The organism is Haloechinothrix salitolerans (genome assembly GCF_042662605.1).
GTDB lineage: Bacteria > Actinomycetota > Actinomycetes > Mycobacteriales > Pseudonocardiaceae > Haloechinothrix_A > Haloechinothrix_A salitolerans.
Genome location: NZ_JBHSXX010000001.1, coordinates 4,504,379 through 4,516,787, shown reverse-complemented (window position 1 = coordinate 4,516,787; position 12,409 = coordinate 4,504,379). Strand labels below are relative to the sequence as shown.

Genomic DNA, 12,409 nt, shown 5'->3' with positions numbered 1-12,409 from the left:
CCACATGGAGTCTTCGGAGGCGTCGTTGCTATGGTGCTGGCCATAGTTCGGGCGGTCTCCGCCGCGAGTTACCTCGACACATGCGATGGGAAGTCGGGAGGCGGGCTGTCATCTCTCCCACCAAGAACAGTGACCGTGGCAATGGCCGGTGCCATGAGCATGACGGGTTGAGGCGATGCTGAAGCGAGTTCGTGAGGCGGCACGAGCGCGGCTGGTGCGTGTTGTCGAGGAGGTCACGGCCCGGCACCGGAAGGAACTGGAGGCGGTCATCCGCCATGAACGTCGCGAGCTGCGGCGGGAGCTCACCGCTGTGATGCGAGACCAGGCGGACCGGTCGGCCAAGCGCACGATCGACGCGGTGGACGAAGCGGTCGCCACCGTCCGCAGGACTGACCGGAAGAGTCGGCGCGACCTGCGTGCCGTCGCGCAGCTCGACGCGGCACTCGACAGCGCCCGATTCGCGCAGGACAACATGCCGACGGTGCCCACCTTCGCCCGGCCTGTGGACACTTTGCGGCACGCGCTGGACATGGCGCCGACGACCGGGATGGCGCTCGAGTTCGGGGTGTACTCGGGTGAGACGTTGCAGACGATCGCCCGGTACCGGAACGGCACGGGCGTGTACGGCTTCGACTCCTTCAAAGGGCTGCCCGAGGACTGGCGCAGCGGATTTCCCGCCGGCACGTTCGGTAGGGACGGCCTGCCCGAGGTCGAGGGTGCCGAGCTGGTGGTTGGCTGGTTCGACGAGACGCTTTCCGGGTTCCTCGCGGAGCACCCCGGCGAGGTGGATTTCCTGCACCTGGATGCCGACCTGTATTCGTCGACGCGGACCGTGCTCGATCTTGTCGGCCCACGATTGCGCATCGGCTCGATCGTCGTCTTCGACGAGTACTTCAACTACCCGGGGTGGCGCGGGCACGAGCACCGCGCCTGGCGTGAGTACGTCGAACGGACCGGCACCACGTTCAGCTACGAGGGCTACACCAGAAACAGCGAACAGGTCATCGTGCGGATCACCGGCCGGCGGCCGGATGGAACGGACGCGACCTCCGCCAGCTGACCGTAAGCGACGCTGTCCGTAAGAGACACCGCCGCGGGGACACCGAGGAACAGTGCCCGCGCGGCGGTGTCGCCAGTCTCTTACCGGCTTCGTACTGGCCTGTTACAGGCCCAGCTCCGACTCGAACGCGCCTTCCTCCAGCCGCTCCTTGATGGTGGTGAGGAAGCGGCCCGCGTCGGCACCGTCGATCAGCCGGTGGTCGTAGGTCAGCGCCAGGTAGGCCATCGATCGGATCGCGATGGTGTCGTTGCCGTCGGCGTCGGTGATGACGACCGGCCGCTTGACCACCGCGCCGACGCCGAGGATCCCCGATTGCGGCTGGTTGATGATTGGCGTGTCGAACAGCGCGCCGTTGCTGCCCAGGTTCGTGATGGTGAAGGTGCCACCCGACAGCTCGTCCGGCTTGATCTTGTTGGTGCGGGTGCGCTCGGCGAGGTCGGAGATGCCGTGCGCCAGCCCTGCCAGGTTCAGATCACCCGCGTTGTGCAGCACCGGTGAGATGAGGCCCTTGTCGGTGTCGACGGCGACAGCGAGGTGCTCGTCGTCGAAGTAGGTGATCTGCTTGGCCTCTTCGTCCAGGTAGGCGTTGACGTTCGGGTGCTGCTTGAGCGCCTCGACCGTCGCCTTGGCGAAGAACGGCAGGAACGTCAGCTTGACGCCCTCTCGTTGCTGGAACGACACCTTCGCCCGGTCACGCAGCCGCGCGATCTTGGTGACATCCACCTCGTGCACCTGGGTGAGCTGCGCCGAACCCTGCAGCGACTCCTTGGTGCGCTTGGCGATGGTCATGCGGATCCGGTTGGCGGGCTGTGTGGTGCCTCGTAGTCCCGACGTGTCCACCGGCGCAGGAGCACTGGGTGCCGACGGTGCGCTCGGCGCGGCTTCTGCGGGCGCGCTCGGCGCCTGTGCCACCGCTGGCTGCTCGGGAGCCTGCGGCGGCTGCTCGGCCTGCTTCGCCTCGACGGCGGCCATGACGTCCTGCTTGCGGATGCGTCCGCCGACGCCGCTGCCGTTGAGCGAGTTCAGGTCGATGCCGTGCTCAGCGGCCAGCTTGCGCACCAACGGCGTCACGTACGGCGTCTTCTTCTCGCCCGACTCGGCGGGCTCGGGCGTGGCATGCCGGGGAGCGGCCTGCTCCTGCGGCTCGGCCTGCGGCGCAGGCTGGGACGGCGCGGTTTGCTGGGGCGTCGCCTGCTGCGGCGGCTCCTGCGCGGGAGCCTGCTCCGGTGGTGCCGGCTCCGGTGGTGCCTGCTGTGCGGCGGGTGCGGACTGCTCGGCGGCGTCACCGATCACGGCCAGCTGGCCGCCGACTTCGACCGTCTCGTCCTCTGCCGCGCTGTGCTCGAGCACCGTGCCCGCCACCGGCGATGGCACCTCGGTGTCGACCTTGTCGGTTGAGATCTCCAGTAGCGGCTCGTCGACCGCCACGGTGTCACCGACCTGCTTCAACCACCGCGTGATGGTGCCCTCCGTGACGCTCTCACCGAGCTCGGGCAGCGTCACCGGCGTGCCGCCGCTGGCGCCGGACGATGGCGCGGCGGGGACCTGCTGTTGCGGTGCGGGTTCCTGCTCGGCTGGCTGCCGCGGCGCCTCGGCGGCGGGGGCGGCCGCCTCCTGCTGCGGGGCCTGCTGTGCGGCGGGTGCGGACTGCTCGGGGGCGCTGGCTGCCTCGCCACCACCACTACCACCGCCGGAGCCGTCGTCGATCTCGGCCAGTTGGCCGCCGACCTCGACCGTCTCGTCCTCCTTGGCGATGATGCGCGAGACCGTGCCCGCCACGGGGGACGGCACCTCGGTGTCGACCTTGTCGGTTGAGATCTCCAGTAGCGGCTCGTCGACCGCCACCGTGTCACCCTCTTGCTTCAACCACCGGGTGACGGTTCCCTCCGTGACGCTCTCACCGAGTTCCGGCAATGTGACGGAGAAGGCCATCGCTGTTGACTCCTCAGGACGATAGGGACTGATGGATTGTCGGCGGCTGAGGCAGTCAGCCGTGTACGTGCAGGGGCTTGCCGGCGAGCGCGAGGTGGGCCTCACCGAGCGCTTCGGTCTGGGTCGGGTGGGCGTGGATGAGCGGCGCGACGTCCTCGGGGAAAGCCTCCCAGTTGTAGATCAGTTGCGCCTCTCCAATGAGCTCGCCGACGCGGTCGCCGACGAGGTGCAGGCCGACGACCGGTCCTTCCGGCGCTTTGACCAGCTTGATCGCCCCGGACGTCTTGAGGATCTGGCTCTTGCCGTTGCCGCCGAGGTCGTAGGTGAACGTGGTGACCTCTGAGCCGTACTTCTCCTTGGCGGCGTCCTCGGTGAGGCCGACGGAGGCGACCTCTGGGTGCGAGTAGGTCACGCGCGGGATGCCGTCCTCGTCGATCGGGCTCGGGTTGAGCCCCGCGATGTCCTCCGCCACGAAGATGCCCTGCGCGAAGCCACGGTGCGCGAGCTGGAGACCAGGCACGATGTCGCCGACGGCGTAGACGCCTGGCAGGTTGGAGCGCAGCCGGTCGTCGGTGGTGACGAAGCCGCGGTCCATCGCGACCCCGGCCTCCTCGAAGCCGTGTCCAGCGGTGTTCGGCCCCCTGCCGACGGCGACGAGCAGCAGGTCGGCGTCCAGGGTCTCGCCGGACTCGAGCGACACGCTCACACCTGACTCGCTCTGCGTCGCGCCAGTGAACTTCACCCCGGTCTTGAACCCGATCTTGCGACGGCGGAACGCGCGCTCCAGCTGCTTGGACGCGAACTCATCCTCGTTGGGCACCAGCCTCGGCAGCGCCTCGACGATGGTGACGTCGGCGCCGAACGACGCCCACACGCTGGCGAACTCGACGCCGATGACACCGCCGCCGAGCACGACGACCTTTTCCGGCACGTAGTCCAGCGCGAGCGCCTGTTCACTCGCGATGATCCGGCCGGTGAGGTCGAGGCCGGGCAGCGACTTGGAGTAGGAACCAGTCGCGAGGAGCACGTTCGTGCCGGTGTAGCGGGTGCCGTTGACGTCGACGGCGTTGGGCGCGACGAAGGTGCCAGCGCCCTCGACGAGGGTCACCTTGTGCGCCTTGGCCAGCCCCTGCAGGCCCTTGTACAGGCGGCTCACGATGCCGTCCTTGTACTTGTTGACACCTGCCATGTCGATGCCTTCGAAGACCGTCTTGACCCCGAACGACTCGCCGTCGCGGGCGGAATCGGCGACCTCGGCGGCGTGCAGCAACGCCTTGGTCGGGATGCAGCCTCGGTGCAGGCAGGTTCCGCCCAGCTTGTCCTTCTCCACCAGGATCACGGAAAGGCCCAGCTCGGCTGCGCGGAACGCCGCGGCATAGCCGCCCGAACCGCCACCAAGGATCACGAGGTCGGCGGACGTCTCGGTCACGGTCTCAACTCCTGTCGTAGAGCTCGCTCGTCGGTTGTGGTTGGCCGCCAGCCATGGGTCGTGGCCGGGGCGTTGACTTGCTTCACCTCATCTTGTCATTACGTTTGCCACGCTGGCGACTGAGCCGCCGTCTCGTGCCGTGTGGTACGGCACAATGATCGTGTACGCCGGATGAGGTAGGAGTGGTCGGAGTGGGTCTTTTCGACTCGATGCGCAAGCGCCGCAGGGCGAAGAAGCGGCCAGGGGCGTTGCGCCAGTCTTCCTCGGCCGATATCGCGCATCTTGACGACTGGGCCAATGTTCGGAAAGGCGTCGAAGCGTACGTCGAGCCGCCTACGGTGGTCACCGAGACCACCGTGGTGCTCATCGCGCACGACGGTGAGTGGACGCGACGTCGGATCGGCAGTCTTGAGGCGGCGCAGAAGTTCGGCCACAAGCGCTCCATCCCGGTCTATGAGGTCGCCAAGGTCGGTTATCCGCAGCGGATGCGGGACTACACCGAACGGCAGCGAATTCTGCAGCGGCGTAGACGTGAATCGGGTGAAGCCTAGCGTTACCGCACCTCCCGTCCCGAGGCGGCATCGTTACCTTCAAGTAACTCAAGATGGGCTCTGAGCAGGGCGGTAAAGCTCGGATGCGCGGTCGACCCAAGGCCGAGGTCGACGTCGATGACCTGCCACCCGCTGTCCGCGCCGCGGGATGGCACCAACGTGACCAAGCCGTCCGCGGTGCGCTCGCTGATGACGACGACGCCGGCCTCGCTCGGGTGGAGTTCGGCCGCGCGCAACAGCCGGGGGAAGACGACGTCGGCCGGTAGGCCGTCGGTGGTGGCGAGGAAGGCGCGATAATCATCCGGCAGCCGATGCCCGATGCGGCGTTCGGCCGCCGCGATGGCGTCGGCACTGGCGGGCGGCTCCGGCGCTGGTGCCGGTTCGTCCTCGGCGGCCCCCGCGTGACGGGCGGTGAGGACGCGGCGGACAAGCGTGGCCATGCTGACGTCGTCCGTGGCGCCGTGCTCGCCGTGATCCCGTTGCCCCACCCGGAGCGCGGCCAGCAGCGCGCCCGCGCAGTCGTCCGGCCAGCCGTCGGGAACGCCAAGCGGTGTCGCGAGCGCGCCCGTGACCAGCAGCTGGGCGAGGTGGCGGCAACCCGCGAGCTGGGCGACCCGCGGCCGGGGCCCAGCGCGCTCGGCCCACTCGGTCAGCAGCTCACCTGCCCGGTCCTGGTCGCCGTCCGCCGCTGCTTCCTCGGCTCGTGCCGCGAGCCGCTTGAGCGGATTCGGCTCGGCCACCGCGTTTCGCGCCAGGCCCTCGACGACGCGCCCCGCTGTCGACGTCTCGAACACTCCGGTGTCCATGGGGGATTCCGCGCGGTCCAGCCACCTGCGGTGTGCCGCGGCCTCGGCATCGACGTCCAACGGCGTCAGGCTCGCCGCCCACCCCGGATGTGTTCCCCGGGCCGCGAACAGCTGCGCGAATCCGCGCGCGGCCGCGTCGTCCGCGAGGAGATCGGTGGCGGACCGCTCCGTCAGCGCCAGCCACCGGTCGCACAGCCGATCAGCGGCCGCGCCGCCGCCGACGCACATCAGCAGCAGCGCGGCGTCGCCGACGACAGTCGCGTGCGTGGCCGATTGTCCAAGGAGGACGTCGGCCACACAGGCGTCGATGTAGGCCCTCGGCTCGAACCGGGAGCCCAGTTCCCCGAATCCACCCAGCATGGTGCTGGGGTCAGCCGTTCTCCGCGATGTCGGCGAGTACGGCGGCGAGTGTGCGCACCGGGACGCCGGTGCCGCCCTTGCCGGTGTAGCCCCATGGGCTGTCGCTGTTGTACGACGGGCCCGCGATGTCGATGTGCGCCCACGGCAGGTTCGCCGCGACGAACTCCCGCAGGAACACGCCAGCCACGAGCATCCCGCCCCAACGGTGTCCGGTGACGTTGGCGAGATCGGCCAGGTTCGAGTCCAGGTCACCGCGCAGCTCGTCCGGCAGCGGCATCGCCCAGCCGCCCTCGCCGGTACGCTGCGCCAGCTCGGCCACCCTGTCGCGGAACTCGTCCGAGCCCATGATCCCGGCCGTGCGGTTACCGAGCGCGACGACCTGCGCGCCGGTCAGCGTCGACGTCTCGATCAGGTAATCCGGCTCGTCCTCGCAGGCACGCACGATCGCGTCGGCCAGCACCAGCCTGCCCTCGGCGTCGGTGTTGAGGACCTCGACGGTCTTGCCGCCGTACATCCGCAGCACGTCACCCGGCCGGTACGCGGTCGCCGACGGCATGTTCTCAGCCAGCGGCAGGTACGCCGTGACGTCGACCGGGTAGTGCAGCTTGGCGGCCAGCACGACGGTGGCAAGCATGGCGGCGGCTCCCGCCATGTCCGAGGTCATCTTGTCCATGCTCGCGGCTGGCTTGAGCGAGATGCCGCCGGTGTCGAACGTGATGCCTTTGCCGACCAGCGCGACTTTGCGCGCCTTCTTGTCGCCCTTGTGGTGCAGTCGCACCAGCCTCGGCGGGCGCGACGAGCCGCTGCCGACACCGAGGATGCCGCCGTAGCCCTCGCGCTCCAGCTCCTTCTCGTCGAGGACCTCGACGTCGAGGCCGTGGTCCTTGGCGAGCGCGGTAGCCCTGTCGGCGAAGGACGCGGGGAACAGGTCGCTCGGCGGCGTGTTGACCAGGTCACGGGCGATGATCACGGCCTCGGCGATGGCGGTCGCCGCCGTAACGGTCTTCTCGTACGCCTTCTTGGCGTCCTTGGCGTTCTCATCGCTGGCTGGGGCGACGACGTCGACCTCTCGGACCGGCGTGCTGTTCTGCTCCGATTTGTACTCGGTGAAGCTGTACGCGCCCAGCGCGGTGCCTTCGACGGCGGCCTGGAGGTCGATAGCGGACAGCGTGGTGACGGCGCGGGAGACGTCGGTCAGCGCGCGGGCGGCGGCGCCGGACGCGAGGCGGACCTGTTGTGCGGTGATCTGGCCGTCCTCTGCCGCGCCGAGCCCGACGGCATAGATCGCGGTGGCGCCCAGCTTGCCGAACGCGGGAACCTTGACCAGCTCTTCCGCCTTGCCGGTCGCGCCCAACGACGTCAGCGCGTCGAGCAGCGTTCCGTCGAAGGCCTCGTCCACGACGTCGGCACCGGTAGCCAGCATGGGCCCACCGTCGGACGTGTCCGCCTTGACGGTGCCAATGATGATGACGCCAGCCTTCCGTTTGGCGAAGGCGTCATCGGTGTTGTCGATCAGGGCGAACTTCGGCACGGTCACTTGTGGCTCCTCGCGCATGCGTCGTCGGCCGCCGGGGTAGCAGCGGAATCGGTGTGAACGTGCGCCATGCTAATGACCTTGGTGGTCACAGCGCGACAACAGGTGGTGATCAGTCGTGATATTGGGCGCCGGGCTGCTTGTCGCCTGCGCGGCCGGTGCCGCCGTCGCTGGGCCGTACTTCCCGGCAGGGATTGTCCTGGCGGCGCTGGTCATCGGGGTCGCCAGGCGCGCTGAAAGACGCTTTCCCCGCGCCCAACGCGGGGAAAGCGTCATTCGCCGCGGCCTGCGGGCGGGCACCCAGCTCGCCCTCGGCGCGATGTGCGCGGGGACGGCGGCGGTGTACCTGGTGCCGGGGGAGAAGGAGCTCGTCGCGGTGAGCCTGGTGCTCGTCGTCGGGATCGCGGCGGTGTGGGCCGACGTCCCTGGCGCCTTGCGCCGACCGCTCGCGGCGGTGCTGGCACTGGCTGCGCTCGCGTTCGTCGGCGTGTGTTTCGGCCTCACGCCTGTCGAGGGCATGTCTGCCGCCGATCGGATCACGCCAGCGGTGGTCGGCGTGCTGCTGACGGCGGTGCTGTTCGCGGCACTGCTCGACAACGCCAGCGCACGCGGTGCGTCGCTCACGCGGCTCGCCGCTGGCACTGGGCTGGCCGCCGCGGTGTCGCTGGCGGCGCTCTACCAGCTCGGACCGGTGCGGCTCTCGCTCGCACCGACCTCGCTACGCGACGCGCTCGCCGCGGCGGACGCGACCGCGCTGACCACGCTGTTCAATTCCGTCGTCGTGCTGGCGACGGTGCCCGCGCTGCTCGCGGTGCTGGCTACGGCACGTCGTGAGCTGGCCGCCACCGGGCCGCACGTGCTTGTCGTCGCGGGGTACGCGCTCGCCGCCGTCATGACCCTGCTCGGCCCGGTAACCGCGCTCGCGATCGCGTCTACATTGGCGATCGGTGACATGCTGACCGGATTCTTTTTACGGAACCGACGGTGCCGTCCTCGGGTGTCAAGCGATACTGTTCCCCCATGACGAACACCATGCCATTCACACACACTCCCAGCCCGTCCCCGGCGACCCCGGAACGCGTTGCGGAGGTATTGGCTAATCCGGGGTTCGGCACGCAGTTCACCGACCACATGGTGACCATCAGCTGGAATGCCGAGCAGGGCTGGCACGACGCCGCTGTCAAGCCCTACGCCCCGTTCACCCTCGACCCCGCGACGTCCGTGCTGCACTACGGCCAGGCGATCTTCGAGGGACTCAAGGCATACCGGCAGCCGGACGGCTCCATCGCGGCCTTCCGTCCCGACATGAACGCCGCGCGGTTCCGCACATCGGCACGGCGGCTGGCGATCGCGGAGCTGCCGGAGGAGCTGTTCCTCGCGTCGCTGCGTGAGCTGATCGCCGTCGACGGCAGGTGGGTGCCGGACGCCGAAGGTGCCTCGCTGTACCTGCGGCCGTTCACGATCTCCACCGAGGTCGGCCTCGGGGTGAACCGGCCAGCGGGCTCCTACCAGTACACGCTCTTCGCCTCGCCCGCCGGATCGTACTTCGCCAGCGGCCCTAAGCCGGTGAAGCTGTGGATGTCCACCGAGTACAGCAGGGCCGCGCCGGGTGGTACCGGGTATGCCAAGTGCGCCGGGAACTACGCCGCGTCGTTCTTGCCACAGGCCAAGGCGGTCGAGGAAGGCTGCGACCAGGTCGTCTATCTCGACGCCGCCACGCACCAGTGGGTCGAGGAGCTTGGTGGCATGAACCTGTTCTTCGTGCTCGGCTCAGGCGAAGATGCGCGGATCGTCACGCCAGAGCTGACCGGCACGCTGTTGCCTGGCGTCACTCGCGACTCCGTGATCACGCTGGCACGCGACTTCGGTTACGACGTCGAGGAGCGCAAGTTCTCCGCCGAGGAGTGGGAGAAAAGCGCCGTCTCCGGCGAGTTGACCGAGGTGTTCGCCTGCGGCACCGCCGCGGTGATCACGCCGGTGGGACATGTCAAGCACGCCGGTGGTGAGTTCAGCATCGCCGGTGGTGAGCCGGGCGAGCTGACCATGCGGCTGCGTGAGGAGCTCATGGGTATCCAGGTCGGCACCCGCGAGGATCCGCACGGCTGGCGGTACCCGCTGTCCTGACGGCGCGTCGGGCTGGGGCGTTGCGTTCGCTTCGGCGCCTACCCTGGCCCGACGTCCCTTACCGGGATCAGCCCGCGAGGGCGCGCACCGTCGTCATCAACAGCGGCAACGTCGCGACGATGCCCGCGTCGGCGTCGCCGCCGAGCCGCAGGTCAAGCAGCGGCGTGAGGTTGAGATGCTCCAGTGCCAGCTCATGCGCGGGCTCGGTGCTGGTGCTCACCGCGAGCAGCCATTCGCGAGTGCCCGATGCCAGTTCCTCGGCCAGCATCGCGGCGGCGCACACGGGTAGACCGCCGAGCACGATCGGGGTGCGGCGGGCGGCTGCCTGCGCGAGAAAGCCGGTCAGTGCCGCGATGTCCGCGCCTCCGGCGGCGCGCAGCAACGCGAGTGGATCGGCGAGCCGCGGCTTCGCGCGCCGCAGCGCATCGCGGATCGCCGCTGCCTTGACGGCCCAGCCCTTGTCGTCGATGCCTGACCCGCGCCCGACGACGGCGACTGGTTCGGTGCCGGTCAGCGCGGCGATGAGCGTCGCCGCCGGGGTCGTTGCCCCGACCCCGAGGTTGCCCGCGACCAGCAGGTCCGTGCCGGAATTGACCTCAGCATCGGCCACGGCGGCACCCGCGCGTACCGCGGCGAGCGTGTCCTCCTCGGTCAGCGCGTCGGTGACATCGATCGCCTCGCTGCCGTGGCCGAGCGCGTACTCGCCGTCGCCGCCGGTGAGGCCGACGTCGACGACCCGCACCCCAGCGCCTGCCGCTTCGGCGGCCGTGGCGAGTGGTCCCGACCCTGACGCCAGCTCAGCGGCCAAGTCGCGCGTCGTGCCCCCAGTGCGTGCCGATACCCCGCGCGCCGCGACACCGTGGTCCGCGGCGAAGACGACGATCCGGGGGCGAGATGGCAGGCGGGGCGGGCACTGGCCCTGGCACCCGGCGAGCCAGGCGGCAGCCGTGGTGAGGTCACCGAGCCCAAGCGGGCCAGCGGCCGATCCCACCGTGTCGTCGGCGCCCGCGAGGTGCCGCGTCGCGGCACGGGCGCTGCCGTCCGGTGGGCCGACCTCGGCAAACCGAAGCTCGTTCGCGCTGGTCTCCCGCGCGCTGGCCACTTCGTCCGCGGTGCTCATGACACCTTGACAGGATCGCCTGGCTTCACCCGTGGCTTAGGTACGCGCAGCCTGCGGATCTGGCTCGCCCGGATGAAGGCGTACCAGCCTATGGAGCGGCCCTTGATGTTCTCCTTCGGGAAGTTTTCCCGAGCCAGCCGCGTGATACGCCTGCCGTTGATAACGGCCTCGATCGCCATCGCGGCGAGCATCGCCATGGTCAGGAGTGTCGCCCACCGCTGCACCGCGAGATTCGGGATGAGCAGTGAGATGAAGACGACGATCGCCAGCGGCATGAACAGCCCGAGCAGGTTGTGCCTGGCATCAACGCAGTCCCGCACGAACGCCTTCACCGGGCCGCGGTCGCGCGGCAGCAGGTAGCGCTCGTCACCTGCCATCATGCGCTCGCGGCGTTCCCGCATCTCCGCCTTGCGGTCTTCCTTGCTGACCGGGTTGGTCTTACGCAGCTGACGACTACGTTTGATCGCCTCGCGGGTCGTCTTCGGCGGTGGCGCGACCGGACCACGCCGCCTGCCCTCGGCGTCTCGCCTGCTCGGTGTCGGACGGCCCTTCTTCGGGGTGTGCCGCCGGGGCGCGGAGTCGTCGCCGTTACCTTCGGCGGCGTCAAGGGCGGCGTCCTCGGTGTCGGCCGTACCTTCGGGTGTCGAGCTGCTGTTTCGACGCAAGAACCTCACATGGACAGCTTATTGCACCGATGGTGTCAAGGGCGCGATAGGTCGGCGGGCACGATATGTCACAGAGTTGTTCCCACGAGCGCGTCGTATGTCACCATGGAGAAGAAGCGACTGCGTGGAACAGACCGCGCGGCCACAGCGTTGACACGTGGCAGAGACTACACGCGCGACCTCGATGGGAGAGCCATGACGACTGCTGAGCAGAGCGGCGCGCAGACCGAAACCGGAGCGGACACGCACGGTGTCGTGCTGACCGACACCGCGGCCGCCAAGGCCAAGGCCCTGCTCGAGCAGGAGGGCCGGGATGACATGCACCTGCGCATCGCGGTACAGCCTGGTGGCTGTGCTGGCCTGCGTTACCAGCTGTTCTTCGATGAGCGCACGCTGGACGGCGACTTGTTCCGGGACTTCGGCGGGCTCAAGGTGGCGGTGGACCGGATGAGCGCCCCTTACGTGGACAATGCCGTCATCGACTTCGTCGACTCGATCGAGAAGCAGGGCTTCACCATCGAGAACCCGAACGCGGGCGGCTCCTGTGCCTGCGGGGACTCCTTTAACTGATCTGACGTAAACGACGTCGGGGCCGCGAGCGGTGTTGGCTCGCGGCCCCGACGTCGTTTCGCATGGTCCCGCTGGTCCCGGGTTCTCTCAGACGTACTCGTCCAGGTCGGCGACCTGGGCCTCACACGTCTCGTCGACTTCCCAGTGCGGTGCGGCGCGCGGCAGGATGACCGCAGGGCTCGCCTCGAGCGTGTGCGGGATGTCGGAGCAGTCAGCGATGAGCTGCTGCCAGGTTTCGGGTTCTTTCACGGTGCTCAC

Annotated in this window: 12 protein-coding genes; 5 read left to right on the top strand and 7 right to left on the bottom strand. The window is 69.1% G+C overall.

The window, feature by feature from the left end; translation table 11 throughout:
* Nucleotides 1-175 precede the first annotated feature (175 nt).
* Nucleotides 176-1,060 (top strand): class I SAM-dependent methyltransferase, encoded by an 885-nt coding sequence (locus tag ACFQGD_RS21435; protein WP_345397643.1) that lies wholly within the window; start codon nucleotides 176-178, stop codon nucleotides 1,058-1,060.
* A 102-nt stretch (nucleotides 1,061-1,162) separates the two neighbouring features.
* On the opposite strand, the gene sucB is transcribed toward ACFQGD_RS21435, so the two are convergent.
* Both sucB and lpdA read right to left on the bottom strand, forming a co-directional pair.
* Entirely contained in the window at nucleotides 1,163-2,992 is a 1,830-nt protein-coding gene (sucB, locus tag ACFQGD_RS21430; protein ID WP_345397640.1) for a 2-oxoglutarate dehydrogenase, E2 component, dihydrolipoamide succinyltransferase, read from the bottom strand.
* 55 nt (nucleotides 2,993-3,047) lie between these two features.
* Nucleotides 3,048-4,421 carry a dihydrolipoyl dehydrogenase gene (gene lpdA, locus ACFQGD_RS21425; RefSeq protein WP_345397637.1) on the bottom strand — a complete coding sequence of 458 codons (1,374 nt, stop codon included), beginning with the start codon at nucleotides 4,419-4,421 and terminating at the stop codon, nucleotides 3,048-3,050.
* Between the two features lie 182 nt (nucleotides 4,422-4,603).
* On the opposite strand from lpdA, the gene ACFQGD_RS21420 reads away from it, so the two are divergent.
* Complete coding sequence (locus tag ACFQGD_RS21420) at nucleotides 4,604-4,972, top strand: oxidoreductase (RefSeq protein WP_345397634.1); 369 nt, start codon at nucleotides 4,604-4,606, stop codon at nucleotides 4,970-4,972.
* 2 nt (nucleotides 4,973-4,974) lie between these two features.
* Here the strand turns inward: ACFQGD_RS21420 and ACFQGD_RS21415 are convergent, their stop codons facing one another.
* Both ACFQGD_RS21415 and ACFQGD_RS21410 read right to left on the bottom strand, forming a co-directional pair.
* Nucleotides 4,975-6,138 carry an SMI1/KNR4 family protein gene (locus ACFQGD_RS21415; RefSeq protein ID WP_345397631.1) on the bottom strand — a complete coding sequence of 388 codons (1,164 nt, stop codon included), beginning with the start codon at nucleotides 6,136-6,138 and terminating at the stop codon, nucleotides 4,975-4,977.
* A 10-nt stretch (nucleotides 6,139-6,148) separates the two neighbouring features.
* Nucleotides 6,149-7,675, bottom strand: coding sequence for a leucyl aminopeptidase (locus tag ACFQGD_RS21410; protein ID WP_345397628.1), 1,527 nt, complete (start codon nucleotides 7,673-7,675; stop codon nucleotides 6,149-6,151).
* Nucleotides 7,676-7,790: 115 nt separating this feature from the next.
* On the opposite strand from ACFQGD_RS21410, the gene ACFQGD_RS21405 reads away from it, so the two are divergent.
* Nucleotides 7,791-8,696 carry a hypothetical protein gene (locus tag ACFQGD_RS21405; protein ID WP_345397625.1) on the top strand — a complete coding sequence of 302 codons (906 nt, stop codon included), beginning with the start codon at nucleotides 7,791-7,793 and terminating at the stop codon, nucleotides 8,694-8,696.
* Nucleotides 8,693-9,796 carry a branched-chain amino acid aminotransferase gene (locus tag ACFQGD_RS21400; protein WP_345397622.1) on the top strand — a complete coding sequence of 368 codons (1,104 nt, stop codon included), beginning with the start codon at nucleotides 8,693-8,695 and terminating at the stop codon, nucleotides 9,794-9,796. Before ACFQGD_RS21405 ends, ACFQGD_RS21400 begins: the two co-directional genes overlap by 4 nt.
* A 67-nt stretch (nucleotides 9,797-9,863) precedes the next feature.
* Here ACFQGD_RS21400 and ACFQGD_RS21395 read toward each other — a convergent pair whose 3' ends face one another.
* Together ACFQGD_RS21395 and ACFQGD_RS21390 are read right to left on the bottom strand one after the other, a co-directional pair.
* Complete coding sequence (locus tag ACFQGD_RS21395; RefSeq protein ID WP_345397619.1) at nucleotides 9,864-10,916, bottom strand: nicotinate-nucleotide--dimethylbenzimidazole phosphoribosyltransferase; 1,053 nt, start codon at nucleotides 10,914-10,916, stop codon at nucleotides 9,864-9,866.
* The gene (locus ACFQGD_RS21390) at nucleotides 10,913-11,590 is read right to left on the bottom strand and encodes a DUF3043 domain-containing protein (RefSeq protein WP_345397616.1); all 678 of its coding nucleotides are present in this window, start codon (nucleotides 11,588-11,590) and stop codon (nucleotides 10,913-10,915) included. The genes ACFQGD_RS21395 and ACFQGD_RS21390 overlap by 4 nt, the downstream gene beginning before the upstream one ends.
* A gap of 186 nt (nucleotides 11,591-11,776) precedes the next feature.
* On the opposite strand from ACFQGD_RS21390, the gene ACFQGD_RS21385 reads away from it, so the two are divergent.
* A complete protein-coding gene (locus ACFQGD_RS21385; protein WP_345397613.1) occupies nucleotides 11,777-12,151 on the top strand; it encodes a HesB/IscA family protein in 375 nt (124 codons plus the stop codon).
* A gap of 87 nt (nucleotides 12,152-12,238) precedes the next feature.
* Here the strand turns inward: ACFQGD_RS21385 and ACFQGD_RS21380 are convergent, their stop codons facing one another.
* Nucleotides 12,239-12,409 (bottom strand): hypothetical protein, encoded by a 171-nt coding sequence (locus ACFQGD_RS21380; RefSeq protein WP_345397610.1) that lies wholly within the window; start codon nucleotides 12,407-12,409, stop codon nucleotides 12,239-12,241.